Origin of the sequence: Aurantimonas sp. 22II-16-19i (genome assembly GCF_002088275.1) — a bacterium.
GTDB lineage: Bacteria > Pseudomonadota > Alphaproteobacteria > Rhizobiales > Rhizobiaceae > Jiella.
In genome coordinates this window covers 67314-79387 of sequence record NZ_AQQS01000027.1, presented here as the reverse complement: position 1 = coordinate 79387, position 12074 = coordinate 67314, and the positions used below count along the sequence as shown (strand labels likewise).

Below are 12074 nucleotides of genomic sequence, written 5' to 3'. Positions count from 1 at the left end.
CGCTTGACCGGGGGCACCCGGGAAGCGCCAGCCGCCATCGCGACGACCCGTTCCCGGCGCGGCAGCGTCGGGGTCGCCGAGAAGGCAGCGGGCCGGAGCGATGCATCGAGACCGTCAAGCACCGCGCGGGATGCCGGAGGCGGACCGTACAAACAAAAAAGTTCGGAGGGTCTGCCTCCGGCATCCCGTCGTCCCGCCGGACGGCGCTCCCCGCCGCCCTCGGGCGGCCCGCATCCCCAGCCCCCGGCCGCTTTGCGGCGCGGGAACGCGGAGGCGTGCCCCGTGCCCTGCAGGCCTCGCCAGGACATCGCGGCCCCTGCCGCCAGCGCGCCAGAAGCGGCTTGCGGCGCCATGCCCGGGGCTGCCGGGTCGGTCGCCTGCAGATTTCGGAAAGGCGCCCGGCTCAGGATTCGCGGGGCAGGGGCTTCAGGTCCGGCAGGATCACGTCGGGCGCATGATCCAGATATTCGTCCGGCTCGCCCTTGCGGTTGATCCAGACGGTGCGGAAGCCGAAGCGCTTGGCCCCGGCGACGTCCCAGCGGTTCGACGACTGGAACGAGACGGCTTCCGGATAGATGCGGAAATGCGTCGTCACCATCTCGTAGACCGCCGGCGCGGTCTTGTAGTGGCCGCAGTCCTCGGCCGAGAAGACCTCGTCGACGAGGGTTTCCAGCCCGGCCGACCGGACGGCCCGGGCGAGCATGTCGCGCGATCCGTTGGACAGGATCGCCACCCGGGCCTGCCGCTCCTTCAGGGCCCGCAGCGTCGAGGGCACTTCCTCGTAGCAGTCGAGATCGCGATAGGCTTCGAGCAGCGGGGCGCGCAGCGCCGTGTCGACGCCGCCGACCTTCTCGAAGGCATAGTCCAGGGCATCCTCGGTCAGCTCCCAGAAGTTCCGGCTGGCATCGCCCATCAAGCCCCGCACCCAGGAATATTCGAGCTGCTTGCGCCGCCAGACCTCGGCGAGGTCCCGGCCCTTCTCGCCGAGCTTGCCCGCATGTCTCGCGACGGCGGCGCCGGTATCGAACAGCGTTCCATAGGCGTCGAAGACATAGACGGAATGCAAGATGGTGGCCCTCTTCAATGCTGGCGGGGAGTGTCTGGCGTCAAAGATGGGGCAGGGGAGCCGTCTCGCCATGCGGGCGGCGATTGAATTGTGCGGCCGGCGGCGCTAACCCGGAGACATCGCCGGCCGCCGGGCGCGATGGGCCCGCCGGATCAGGCGTTTTGCGGCCGCCTTTCGGGCGGCGCACGAGAGGAGAAACACCCATGTCGTCCCACGTGTCCCGGTCCTCGCAGACCCTGCGCACCCGCACCTTCGTCGACGGCGTCTGGCACGAGGGCAGCCCCGCTTTGATCGGCCCGAAGAGCCATGCCATGTGGCTCGGCTCGACGGTGTTCGACGGCGCCCGTTGGTTCGACGGCATGGCGCCGGACCTCGCGCTGCATTGCGCCCGCGTCAACCGGTCGGCCGAGGCGCTGGGCCTTGCGGCCACCATGCCGGCAGAGGAGATCGAGCGGCTGACCCGCGAGGGGCTCACCGGCTTTTCCGGCGAGACCGCGGTCTACATCCGGCCGATGTACTGGGCCGAGGGCGGCGGCTACATGGGCGTTCCGGCCGACCCGGAGACCACCCGCTTCTGCCTCTGCCTCTACGAGACGCCGATGATCGAGCCGGCGGGCTTCTCGGTCACCGTCTCGCCGTTCCGCCGGCCGACCCCGGAGACGATGCCGACGCTCGCCAAGGCCGGCTGCCTCTATCCCAACAACGGCCGGGCGATCATGGAAGCCAAGGAGCGCGGTTTCGAGAACGCCCTCGTCCTCGACATGCTCGGCAACGTCGCCGAGACCGGCACCTCGAACATCTTCTTCGTCAGGGACGGCGTCGTCTTCACCCCGGTGCCGAACGGCTGCTTCCTCAATGGCATCACCCGCCAGCGGGTGATCGCGCTGCTCCGCGAGGCCGGCCGCGAGGTGGTCGAAAAGAGCCTGACGGTCGCCGAGTTCATGGCCGCCGACGAGATCTTCTCGACGGGCAATCATTCCAAGGTCGTTCCGGTCAACCGGATCGAGGGCCGCGAACTGCAGCCCGGCCCGGTCTACCGCGAGGCCCGCGAGGCCTACATGGCCTTCGCCCGCAACGCCGGCTGAGCCGGACCGGCGCGCCCGCCCGAACGGCCGGGCGCGCCGATGGTGGCAAACGGTTCCGGCTGGCCATCGGGCGGTGGACGGACAAGCATTGCCACCTATGTTCACGCCCAAGGCGGGTGCGCCTTCGCGGCGGCGTCCCGCTTCGAGCAATCCCATCAGACCAATCCCATCAGAAGGAGACCGACCATGGCTTTCGAATTGCCCGAGCTTCCCTACGCCTATGACGCGCTGGGCCCCTACATGTCGAAGGAAACCCTCGAGTTTCACCACGACAAGCACCACCAGGCCTATGTGACCAAGGGCAACGAGCTCGCCGAGAAGGCCGGCATGGCCGACCTGTCCCTCGAAGAGGTCGTCAAGAAGTCCTACGGCACCGACCAGGCGCTGTTCAACAATGCCGGCCAGCACTACAACCACATCCACTTCTGGAAGTGGATGAAGCCGAATGGCGGCGGCAAGAGCCTGCCCGGCAAGCTGCAGACGGCCTTCGATTCGGATCTCGGCGGCTACGACAAGTTCAAGGCCGATTTCGAGGCCGCCGGCGCCGGCCAGTTCGGCTCGGGCTGGGCCTGGGTCGCGGTCAAGGACGGCAAGCTCGAGATAATGAAGACGCCCAACGGCGAGAACCCGCTGGTCCATGGCGGCGTGCCGATCCTCGGCGTCGACGTGTGGGAGCATTCCTACTACATCGACTACCGCAACGCCCGGCCGAAGTACCTGTCGGCCTTCGTCGACAATCTCGTCAACTGGGACTACGTCCTCGAATGCTACGAGAACGCGACCGCCTGAGGCCTCGCCCCTGATCGCGCCCGGCCACCGGTCGGGCGACGGGCTTGACTGCAAGACGCCCCGGCACCTTCTGCCGGGGCGTCTTCGTCTGTGATGACGAAGCGTAAACCTCTTCGTGACCGGGCTTGCCGCCACCGCGCCGTTGTCGCACGCTGGAACTGTTCCAACTCGAACTGCGCCGCGTTGTCGCGGCGCTCACCTTGAGGACCACCAGATGATCCAGAGACGTTCCCTCAGCCTCGCCGTTCTCGTCCTGTCGGCAGCCGCTCATCTCGCCGGACCGGCGCTTGCCCAGAACCTCGACGCCATCAAGACCCGCCAGGCGCTGATGAAGGACAATGGCAAGGCCGCAGGGGAGGCAGGCGCCATCCTCAAGGGCGAGGCCGAATTCTCGCCCGACAAGGCCACCGCGATCTTCACCCGGATGCACGACGTCGCCGTGAAGTTCGGCGACCATTTTCCGGAGGATTCCAAGACCGGCGGCGAGACCGAGGCAGCCCCGGCGATCTGGGAAGAGCCGGAGGAGTTCGAGGCGGCCCTGGTGAAGTATCAGGAAGACACCCAGGCGGCCATCGACTCGGCCCCGCAGGACGTCGCCGCCTTCCAGCAGGCCTTCGGCCAGGTCGCGCAGAACTGCAGGGGCTGCCACGAAGACTTCCGCATCGACACGGACTGAGGTCTCGGCGACTGTCCTTGCACGGACAGGCCGGCGGCCCGCTTCCGCCGGCCTTCCTGGCCGTGACTTGCCGCCGGCCCCCGGTTTCGGCGACAATGCCTGCGGCCAAGGCGAACGCCTGGACGGGGCAGCCTGATCGCGGTCGCCGCGAAGGCGGTTCCGGCCGCGATGCCACGGGCAACGGCAACAGGTATAGGAAGTCCATGCGCGATCTCACCGACACCGTCGCAGTCGTGACCGGCGCGGCCTCGGGCCTCGGGGCGGCGTCGGCGCGGGCCCTGGCGCAACGCGGCGCGAGGGTCGCGGCGCTCGACTTCAACATCGAGGGCGCGGCGGCGCTCGCCGCCGAAATCGGTGGCGGCGCCTATGGGGTCGACGTCGCCAGCGCCCAGTCCGGCGAGGCGGCGTTCGAGCGGCTCGTGGCCGAGCTCGGCAAGCCGGCGATCCTCGTTCACTGCGCCGGGATCGCCCCCGGCAGGAAGATCCTCGGCAAGAGCGGCGTCATGGCGCTGGAAGAGTTCGAGCGGGGCATCGCGGTCAATCTCACCGGCAGCTTCAACATGCTGCGGCTGGCGGCGAAACACATGGCGGAGAACGAGCCGGACCCCGACGGCCAGCGCGGCGTCATCATCGTCACCGCCTCGGTCGCGGCCTTCGAGGGGCAGATCGGCCAGGCGACCTATGCGGCCTCGAAGGGCGGCGTCGTCGGCCTCGTTCTGCCGGCGGCGCGGGAACTCGCCGCCCACGGCATCCGGGTGATGGGCATTGCGCCCGGCATCTTCGAGACGCCGATGCTGACCAGCATGCCGGAGGAGGTGCAGAAGGGGCTGTTCGCCTCGGTGCCGTTCCCCCACCGGCTCGGGCGCCCGGAGGAATATGCCGATCTCGTCCTGTCGATCGTCGGCAATCAAATGCTCAACGGGACGGTCGTCCGTCTGGACGGTGCGCTGCGCATGCAGCCACGCTAAGGATTGCGACGCTGGTCGCGGCGATGCGCCGATGCCGAGGCGATCCTCGAGCCGCGGCCGGCTGCGCCGTTCATTTCCACGGAGACCGATCTTGGCCATCACGCTCTACGAACTCGTCGGACGCGACGCGTCCCGTCCGTTCTCGCCCCATTGCTGGAAGGCGCGCCTGGCGCTCCGGCACAAGGGCCTCGACTTCCGGTCCGCGACGGCCGGCTTCACCGAGATCCCGGCTCTCGAAGGGGGCGCCTCGAAGATCGTGCCGATCCTGAAGGACGGCGAGACGCTCGTCGCCGATTCCTTCGCCATCGCGGAGTATCTCGAGACCACCTATCCCGACCGCCCGAGCCTCTTCGGCGGGGACGGCGGCCGGGCGCTGTCGCGCTTCGTCGAGAGCTGGTCCCAGCGCACCCTTCACCCGGCGCTGGCCCGACTCCTCGTCCTCGACATCCACGATTGTCTCGCCGAGAGCGACCAGGCCTATTTCCGGCAGAGCCGGGAGAAGGCTCTCGGGACCAGCCTCGAAGCCTTCGTCGCCGATCGCGAAGCCCGGGTCGAGCCGTTCCTGACATCGCTGGAGCCGCTCCGCGCGCTTCTCGTCCGGCAGGACTTCCTCGGCGGGGAGAGCCCGCTGTTTGCCGACTACATCGTCTTCGGCGCCTTCCAGTGGGCGCGGGTGTCCTCGCCGTTCCGGTTCCTGCCGGCGGAGGATCCGGTCGCGGTCTGGTTCGAGCGCTGCCTCCAGCTCTACGACGGCGAGGGCGCGAAGGTTCCGGCGGCGGCCTGATTGCGCGCCATCGGCTTGCTCAGGGCAGGCGCGATCGCTATAGGTCGCGCCACCTTCCAAACACGTCGAAGACAAGGATTTCCGATGGCGGTCGAACGCACCTTTTCCATGATCAAGCCCGATGCCACGCGCCGCAACCTGACCGGCGCGATCACCCAGAAGCTCGAGGAAGCCGGCCTCACCGTCGTCGCGTCCAAGCGCGTCTGGATGAGCCGCCGCGAGGCCGAGGGCTTCTACGCGGTCCACAAGGAGCGGCCGTTCTTCGGCGAGCTCGTCGAGTCGATGTCCTCCGGCCCGACGGTCGTCCAGGTCCTGCAGGGCGAGAACGCCATCGCCAAGAACCGTGAAGTGATGGGCGCCACCAACCCGACCCAGGCCGACGAGGGCACGATCCGCAAGGAGTTCGCCCTGTCGATCGGCGAGAACTCCGTCCATGGTTCGGACGCCCCCGAGACGGCCGCGCAGGAGATCGCCTACTGGTTCTCCGAGACCGAAATCGTCGGCTGACGCGCCAACTGCCGTCGCGCCATCGGCGCGGACATGCTTGAGACCACGCGCCCGGGAAGCTCACCGCTTCCCGGGCGTCGTCATTTCCGGCTCATGTCGGGCTCACGCCTCGGCGCCGAAGAACGAGGCGAGGACGGCGATCAGGATGACCGTGTAGAGCGCCACCGAGCCGGCGACGAGCAGGACCTGATAGTTGCGGCCGATGCTCGTCCGGGTCACCTCGCGTGCCTGGTGCAGGAGGTTCGGCCAGGTATAGGAGACGAAGTCGCCCTGGGTCATGATCGAGACGACCCGTCCCTGGTCGTCGACGATCGGCAGGCGCCGGAAGCGCTCGTTGGACATCACCCGCATCCACTCGATCAGGTCGTCATCCGCCTTGGCGACCCGCGGCTTGGCGGTCATGATCTCGCGCAGCTTGGTGGTTTCCGGATCCCGCCCCGCGCCGACGAGGCGTTTCAGCAAGTCGCGTTCGGTGACGACGCCGATCAGCTTGTCGAAGTCGTCGACGATCATCACCGAGCCGACATTGCGCTCGCTCATGGCCGACACCGCCCTCATCACGGTTTCGTCCGGGCCGAAGCAGAGCGGCTTCGGCTTGTCGCGATATTCCGGCCTGTCCTTGATCTTCATGGGCGCCCTCCCGATCAAAAAGGGAAAGCTAGGCGAAATCTGCCGATCGGATAGAGTAAACTTCGCGGAAATCACGCAGATTCGTTGCTGCACGGCACGATCGTCTTGTTGCTCTGCAGTATCCCGGAAGTATCGGTTGCCGTCGCGACGGTTGCGTTCTTATGCGGCTACAGGCGGTGCCAGCGATCCGCGGCCGCCTCGTCGGTATCCTTCGCCTCGACCCAGCCGCCGGTCGTGCCGTCGACCAGATGCTCGCGCTTCCAGAAGGGTGCGGAGGTCTTCATGTAGTCCATCAGAAAGCTCGCCGCCTCGAAGGCCGCGCCGCGATGGGCCGAGGTGCAGGCGACGAGGACGATCTCCTCGCCGGGCGCAATCAGGCCGTAACGGTGGATCGCCGCGAGCCCGAGGATCGGCCAGCGGGCGGCGGCCTCGTGGGCGAACTTCTCCATCTGCTTTTCGGCCATGCCGGGATAGTGCTCCAACTCCAGCGCCCGCAACCGGCCGCCCTCGTCACGGCAATAGCCGGTGAAGGTGACCAGCGCCCCGACGGCGCCAGAGGCTGTTCGCGAGCCGGGGCCCGAGCCAGTACCCGGGACCGAGCCGGGGCCCTGGGCAGAGCCGGGGCCGGTGCCCGAACCGGTGAGCGAGGCGGCGATGGCGCCGGCATCGATCCGCCCGGCCTGGACGCGGATCTCGATCCGGGGCTCGGCAACGCTGCCGCCAGTCTCGCCGCCGCCAGCGGCGGGCGCGCCCGTCGAGGAACCGGTTTCCCGCCCGCCGTCATACATGGTGGCGGCGAGCTCGGCGCTGTCCCTGGTGTCCGCCATGGTTCAGCCCCCGGTCATCGGCGGGAAGATCGCCACTTCCCTGGCGCCGGCCAGCGGCTCGGAGTGGTCGACATGCTCGTGGTCGATGGCGACGCGAATGATCTCCGGCGCCTGCAGCGCCGCATCGTATGTCTCGCCGCGTCCCTTCAGCCAGAGGAGCAGATCGCCCACCGTAACGACGCCGGCCGGCAACGCGACCTCTTCCTCGGCAATCCCGATCCGCTCGCGCACCCAGGCGAAATAGGCAAGTTTCATGGCGTGGCGCTCCTCTCGTCTGATGTCGGAGATGGCGGGGGACCACGGCGATGTCCAGAGCCCGATCCATCGATTGCGCCGCGGCGGCCCGCCGATGGCGCACTCCGCCTTCAATCGTCGATGTGCCTCAGCCCGGCGCGAAAATAGTCGTAGCCGGTGTAGAGGGTGACGAGGGCCGAGACCCAGAGGAGGGCGAGGCCGACCTGGGTGATGCCGGGCAGGAACTGGTCGCCGGCGGGGCCGGCGAGGAGGAAGCCGATGGAGATCATCTGGATCGTCGTCTTCCACTTGGCGAGCCGGGTCACCGGGACCGAGACCTTCAGCTCGGCGAGATATTCCCGCAGTCCCGAGACGAGGATCTCGCGGCACAGGATGATGATCGCCGCCCACAGGCTCCAGCCGGCGATGCTGCCCTCGGCGGCGAGCAGCAGGAGGACGGCGGCGACCAGCAGCTTGTCGGCGATCGGATCGAGCATCCGCCCGATGGTCGAGGACTGATTCCAGGCCCTCGCCAGATAGCCGTCGAAATAGTCGGTGATCGAGGCGGCGGCGAAGATGCCGAGCGCGGTCCACCGGGCATAGTCAGGGCTGCGCAGCTGGCCCTCGAGGAAGAAGCACATGACCACGAGCGGAACACAGACGATCCGCGCATAGGTCAGGATATTGGGAAGGCTGAGGGCCCTGGACGCCATGGAACATTAGCCTGCGGAATTCGGGTGAGGTCTCTCAAAGCGCGGGCGGGCGGGCCCCGTCAACCGCGCCGGCCGATATCGGGGCACATTCGCCATCAAACGTGACGATTGTTTCATCCCCCGGCCCGGAAATGATCGTAGATCGACTGCGCCATCGCGGCGGAAATTCCCTCCACCTGTGTCAGGTCGTCGAGGGCGGCGCGCGAAACCGCCTTCGCCGTGCCGAAATGGTGGAGCAGCGCCCGCTTGCGGGAAGGCCCGATGCCGGCGATCTCGTCGAGCGGGTTCTTCACCAGCTCCTTCTTGCGCTTCGCCCGATGGGTGCCGATGGCGAATCGGTGCGCCTCGTCGCGCAGGCGCTGGACGAAATACAGCACCGGATCGCGCGGCGGCAGCGAGAACGGCTCGCGGCCGGCGGTGACGAATCGCTCCCGGCCGGCATCGCGGTCGACACCCTTGGCGATGCCGATGGCGGTGATGCGGTCGGCGATGCCGAGTTCGTCGAGGATGGCGCGCACCGCCGACATCTGGCCCTTGCCGCCGTCGATGAAGACGAGGTCCGGCCAGGCCGGCATCGGGGCGTCCTCCGCCAGATCGTCGGCGAGGTCGGTGTCGAGATCGGTCTCGGGATTTGCGGCGGGCTCCATGGCCGCATCGCGGCCCGGATCGGTCCCAGGATCGACCCCCGCATCGCCCCCGGGATCGCCGCCCGGATCGTCGAAGACATCCCCGCCGGGTGCTCGCGCGGTGGCGCAGGCCCCCGGATCGCCCGTCGCCGGCGGAGCGGCGGGGGAGGTGGCGCCAGCCGCTGGGTCGGCGGAGGCGGGCTCGGCCGGTGCCGCGTCCGCCGCGACGCCGGTGTCGGCCGTCGCCGGCATCGTCTGCGCATGCTCCTTGATCAGCCGCGAGAAGCGCCGGCGGATGACCTCCTTCATCATGCCGAAGTCGTCGCCGGGGGTGATGTCCTCGCCCTTGATGTTGAACTTGCGGTACTGGTTCTTGGCAAAGCCCTCCGGGCCGGCGACGATCATCGCGCCGACCGCATTGGTGCCCATGATGTGGGAGTTGTCGTAGACCTCGATGCGCCGCGGCGTGCGGGCAAGGCCGAAGGTCTCCCGCAGTCCGTCCAGCAGGCGGGCCTGGGAGGAGGTCTCCGCCAGCCGCCGTCCGAGCGCCTCGCGGGCGTTGGATGTCGCGTGGTCGACGAGGTCGCGCTTGGCGCCGCGCGAGGGCACCTCGATGCGCACCTTGCGGCCGGTCTTCAGAGCCAGCGCCTCGGCGAGCAGCGCCTCGTCCTCGACCTTCACCGGCAGGAGGACCAGGCGCGGCGCCGGCGTGTCGTCGTAGAACTGCGCCAGGAAGGCGCCCAGCACGGCCTCGGGCTCGAGCGAGGGATCGGCCTTGGGGAAATAGGCCCGGTTGCCCCAGTTCTGCCCGGTGCGGAAGAAGAACACCTGGATGGAGGTGAGCCCGCCTTCCTGGTGGATGGCGAAGACGTCGGCCTCCTCGACCCCCTCGGGGTTGATGCCCTGGTGGCCCTGCACGTGGGAGAGGGCGGCGAGGCGGTCGCGATAGACGGCGGCGCGCTCGAAATCGAGGTCGGCGGAGGCCGACTGCATCGAATGCGACAGCATGGTCTTCACGTCGCTGGAGCGGCCGGAGAGGAACGCCGTCGCCTCGTCGACGAGCTCGGCATATTCGGCTTCGCTCACCTCGCCGGTGCAGGGGCCGGAGCAGCGCTTGATCTGATAGAGCAGGCACGGCCGGGTGCGGCTGTCATAGACCGAATCCGAGCAGGTGCGCAGCAGGAAGGCCCGCTGCAGCGCGTTGATGGTCCGGCCGACGGACCCGGCCGAGGCGAAGGGGCCGAAATAGCGGCCCTTGCGGGATCTCGCGCCGCGATGCTTCAGGATCGCCGGGGCGGCGTGGTCCTGGCTGATCAGGATGTAGGGAAACGACTTGTCGTCCCGCATCAGGACGTTGAAGCGCGGCCGCAGGCGCTTGATGAGGTTGGCCTCGAGCAGCAGCGCCTCGGTCTCCGTGCGCGTCGTCACGAATTCCATGTTGTGGGTCTTGGCGATCATCCGCGCGATACGCTGGGTATGGCCGCCGAGCCGGGTGTAGTTGGCGACGCGCTTCTTCAGCGAGCGGGCCTTGCCGACATAGAGGATCTCGCCGTCCGCCCCGAACATGCGATAGACGCCCGGCGAATTCGGCAGCCGCTTCGCCAGCGCGGCGATCAGGGCGGCGCCTGTCAGGCCGGCGTGGACGGTCTTGCCGGCGTCGTCCCACTCGATCGCCTCGATCAGCGCCGCGGCAGCCGACCGGGCAGGCGTCGGCGCGGCGACGGATTCGCCGTCGTTATCCGCCTCTTCGCCAGCCTCGTCCTCGTCGTCCGGGCGATCGTCCTCGTCGTCCCAGCTCGCTGGATCGGCGGCGGCGACCTGATCTTCGCCGGCGGCCCCGTCGCCGTCGAAGCCGGCGTCTGCCGCCTCCTCGTCACCGGCAGCATCGTCCCTGGGCATCAGGCCCCGGGCCCCGTGCTGCGAATAACGTTGCGCTCGCGAACGGCCCAACCCTGTCTCCTCGTCGTCTGTCGTCTGTCGTCTGTCGTCTGCCGGCTGTTCGGTTGCCGCCGACCGCGCCTCGGCCCCGTCTTATATGATCGTTCCGATTTGAAAATGCATGGGGTCGCCGCCCTTGGCCGCCGCATCGCCGATGCTCCACAGGCGCGGACGTCCGGTTGCCCCGAATGTGATTGTTGCGGGACGGCAACAGCCGAAAAAAGATTCGCTCCCCGATCGCGCAAACATGATCGTCCCCTGTTGGCGCCATGGAGCATCCCCACTTGTGAGTCACAGCAAGGTCGTCGAAGATCCGCCGGCAATGGCGGGGCGGAGACGGATTGCGGGTGGTCGGCTGGGTCGATCTGGCCCATGAGGCAGTGGTGGAACGTCGATGTCGTGGACAGGCAAGGTCCGATCATTCGCGCTGGTCATCGCGGGCGCGCTAGCCTTGGGAACGGGCTGTGCCTCGGCGGCCGACGTCGTCTTCGACCCGGTCGCCGCACCGCCGTCCCCCGAGGCACCCTCGTCGATCTATGTCTGGTCGGGGCCCTATGCCGGTGCCTTCGTCGGCTACAACTTCTCCCGCTTCAGGAATGCCCCGGACGTGTCCTTCGATGGTGACGGTGCCGTCGGCGGCGTCTATGCCGGCTACAATTTCGAGTCCGGGCCGATCGTCTACGGCGTCGAGGCCGATTTCGGCGGCTCCGGCGTCGACGGCACGGGCTTCAGCCCGGCCCTGGGCGGCGATGTCGGCGGTGACCAGAACATCTTCGGCTCCCTGCGCGGCCGAGTGGGCTATCAGGCCGATCCGTTCCTGGTCTTCGCCACGGGCGGCGTCGCGGCGTCGCGAAACGAGCTGACCTCCGGCGGCGATTCCGACGCCCAGACCAGCGTCGGCTTCACCGTCGGTGCCGGCGTCGAGGCGAAGATCACCGACGACGTCGCCGGCCGCCTCGAATATCGCTATTCGAAATTCGGCAGCGAAACCTACGATCTCGGCAACACCAGCGTGTCTTCCGGCTTCGACGAGCATTCGATCCGGGCCGGCGTCGCGCTGAAGTTCTGATCGCGGCACCGAACACCACCCCGGATTTTCAGCATCATGGGATAACGGTTCGGCCGTGTGGGCGAACCTAGCCGGCAGACCGGCATCGAGGGGAGGGGCATGTCGGCCCAGCCGTGTCGGTGACCCACGCTTCTCTGCATGGATGAAGGCTGCACGCGTCGC

13 protein-coding genes are annotated in these 12074 nt (G+C 68.3%); 7 read left to right on the top strand and 6 right to left on the bottom strand.

Going from position 1 to position 12074, the window contains the following annotated elements; translation table 11 throughout:
• Positions 1 to 403: 403 nt before the first annotated feature.
• Positions 404 to 1069: a haloacid dehalogenase type II gene (locus ATO4_RS19200; protein WP_083593163.1), complete on the bottom strand. Its 666-nt coding sequence runs from the start codon at positions 1067 to 1069 to the stop codon at positions 404 to 406.
• 200 nt (positions 1070 to 1269) lie between these two features.
• Here ATO4_RS19200 and ATO4_RS19195 point away from each other — a divergent pair, with 200 nt between their 5' ends.
• The 6 genes from ATO4_RS19195 (at position 1270) to ndk (ending at position 5875) form a co-directional block, all read left to right on the top strand.
• Positions 1270 to 2151 (top strand): branched-chain amino acid aminotransferase, encoded by an 882-nt coding sequence (locus ATO4_RS19195; protein WP_083593152.1) that lies wholly within the window; start codon positions 1270 to 1272, stop codon positions 2149 to 2151.
• A 186-nt stretch (positions 2152 to 2337) separates the two neighbouring features.
• On the top strand, positions 2338 to 2940 hold the full coding sequence (locus ATO4_RS19190; RefSeq protein ID WP_083593151.1) for a superoxide dismutase: 603 nt from the start codon (positions 2338 to 2340) through the stop codon (positions 2938 to 2940).
• A 214-nt stretch (positions 2941 to 3154) separates the two neighbouring features.
• Positions 3155 to 3616, top strand: coding sequence for a cytochrome c (locus ATO4_RS19185; RefSeq protein WP_083593150.1), 462 nt, complete (start codon positions 3155 to 3157; stop codon positions 3614 to 3616).
• 203 nt (positions 3617 to 3819) lie between these two features.
• Entirely contained in the window at positions 3820 to 4584 is a 765-nt protein-coding gene (locus ATO4_RS19180) for an SDR family NAD(P)-dependent oxidoreductase (protein ID WP_083593149.1), read from the top strand.
• Positions 4585 to 4675: 91 nt separating this feature from the next.
• Entirely contained in the window at positions 4676 to 5368 is a 693-nt protein-coding gene (locus ATO4_RS19175; protein WP_083593148.1) for a glutathione S-transferase family protein, read from the top strand.
• 84 nt (positions 5369 to 5452) lie between these two features.
• On the top strand, positions 5453 to 5875 hold the full coding sequence (gene ndk / locus ATO4_RS19170; RefSeq protein WP_083593147.1) for a nucleoside-diphosphate kinase: 423 nt from the start codon (positions 5453 to 5455) through the stop codon (positions 5873 to 5875).
• Positions 5876 to 5977: 102 nt separating this feature from the next.
• Here the strand turns inward: ndk and ATO4_RS19165 are convergent, their stop codons facing one another.
• The 5 genes from ATO4_RS19165 to uvrC form a co-directional block, all read right to left on the bottom strand.
• Positions 5978 to 6505: a CBS domain-containing protein gene (locus ATO4_RS19165; protein WP_083593146.1), complete on the bottom strand. Its 528-nt coding sequence runs from the start codon at positions 6503 to 6505 to the stop codon at positions 5978 to 5980.
• Between the two features lie 167 nt (positions 6506 to 6672).
• Entirely contained in the window at positions 6673 to 7197 is a 525-nt protein-coding gene (locus tag ATO4_RS19160) for a molybdenum cofactor biosynthesis protein MoaE (RefSeq protein ID WP_245308837.1), read from the bottom strand.
• 138 nt (positions 7198 to 7335) lie between these two features.
• A complete protein-coding gene (moaD, locus tag ATO4_RS19155) occupies positions 7336 to 7587 on the bottom strand; it encodes a molybdopterin converting factor subunit 1 (protein ID WP_083593145.1) in 252 nt (83 codons plus the stop codon).
• A gap of 110 nt (positions 7588 to 7697) precedes the next feature.
• Positions 7698 to 8279: a CDP-diacylglycerol--glycerol-3-phosphate 3-phosphatidyltransferase gene (gene pgsA / locus ATO4_RS19150; protein ID WP_083593144.1), complete on the bottom strand. Its 582-nt coding sequence runs from the start codon at positions 8277 to 8279 to the stop codon at positions 7698 to 7700.
• A gap of 113 nt (positions 8280 to 8392) precedes the next feature.
• Positions 8393 to 10804, bottom strand: coding sequence for an excinuclease ABC subunit UvrC (gene uvrC, locus ATO4_RS19145; protein WP_083593143.1), 2412 nt, complete (start codon positions 10802 to 10804; stop codon positions 8393 to 8395).
• Between the two features lie 433 nt (positions 10805 to 11237).
• On the opposite strand from uvrC, the gene ATO4_RS19140 reads away from it, so the two are divergent.
• Complete coding sequence (locus ATO4_RS19140) at positions 11238 to 11912, top strand: outer membrane protein (RefSeq protein WP_083593142.1); 675 nt, start codon at positions 11238 to 11240, stop codon at positions 11910 to 11912.
• Positions 11913 to 12074 lie beyond the last annotated feature (162 nt).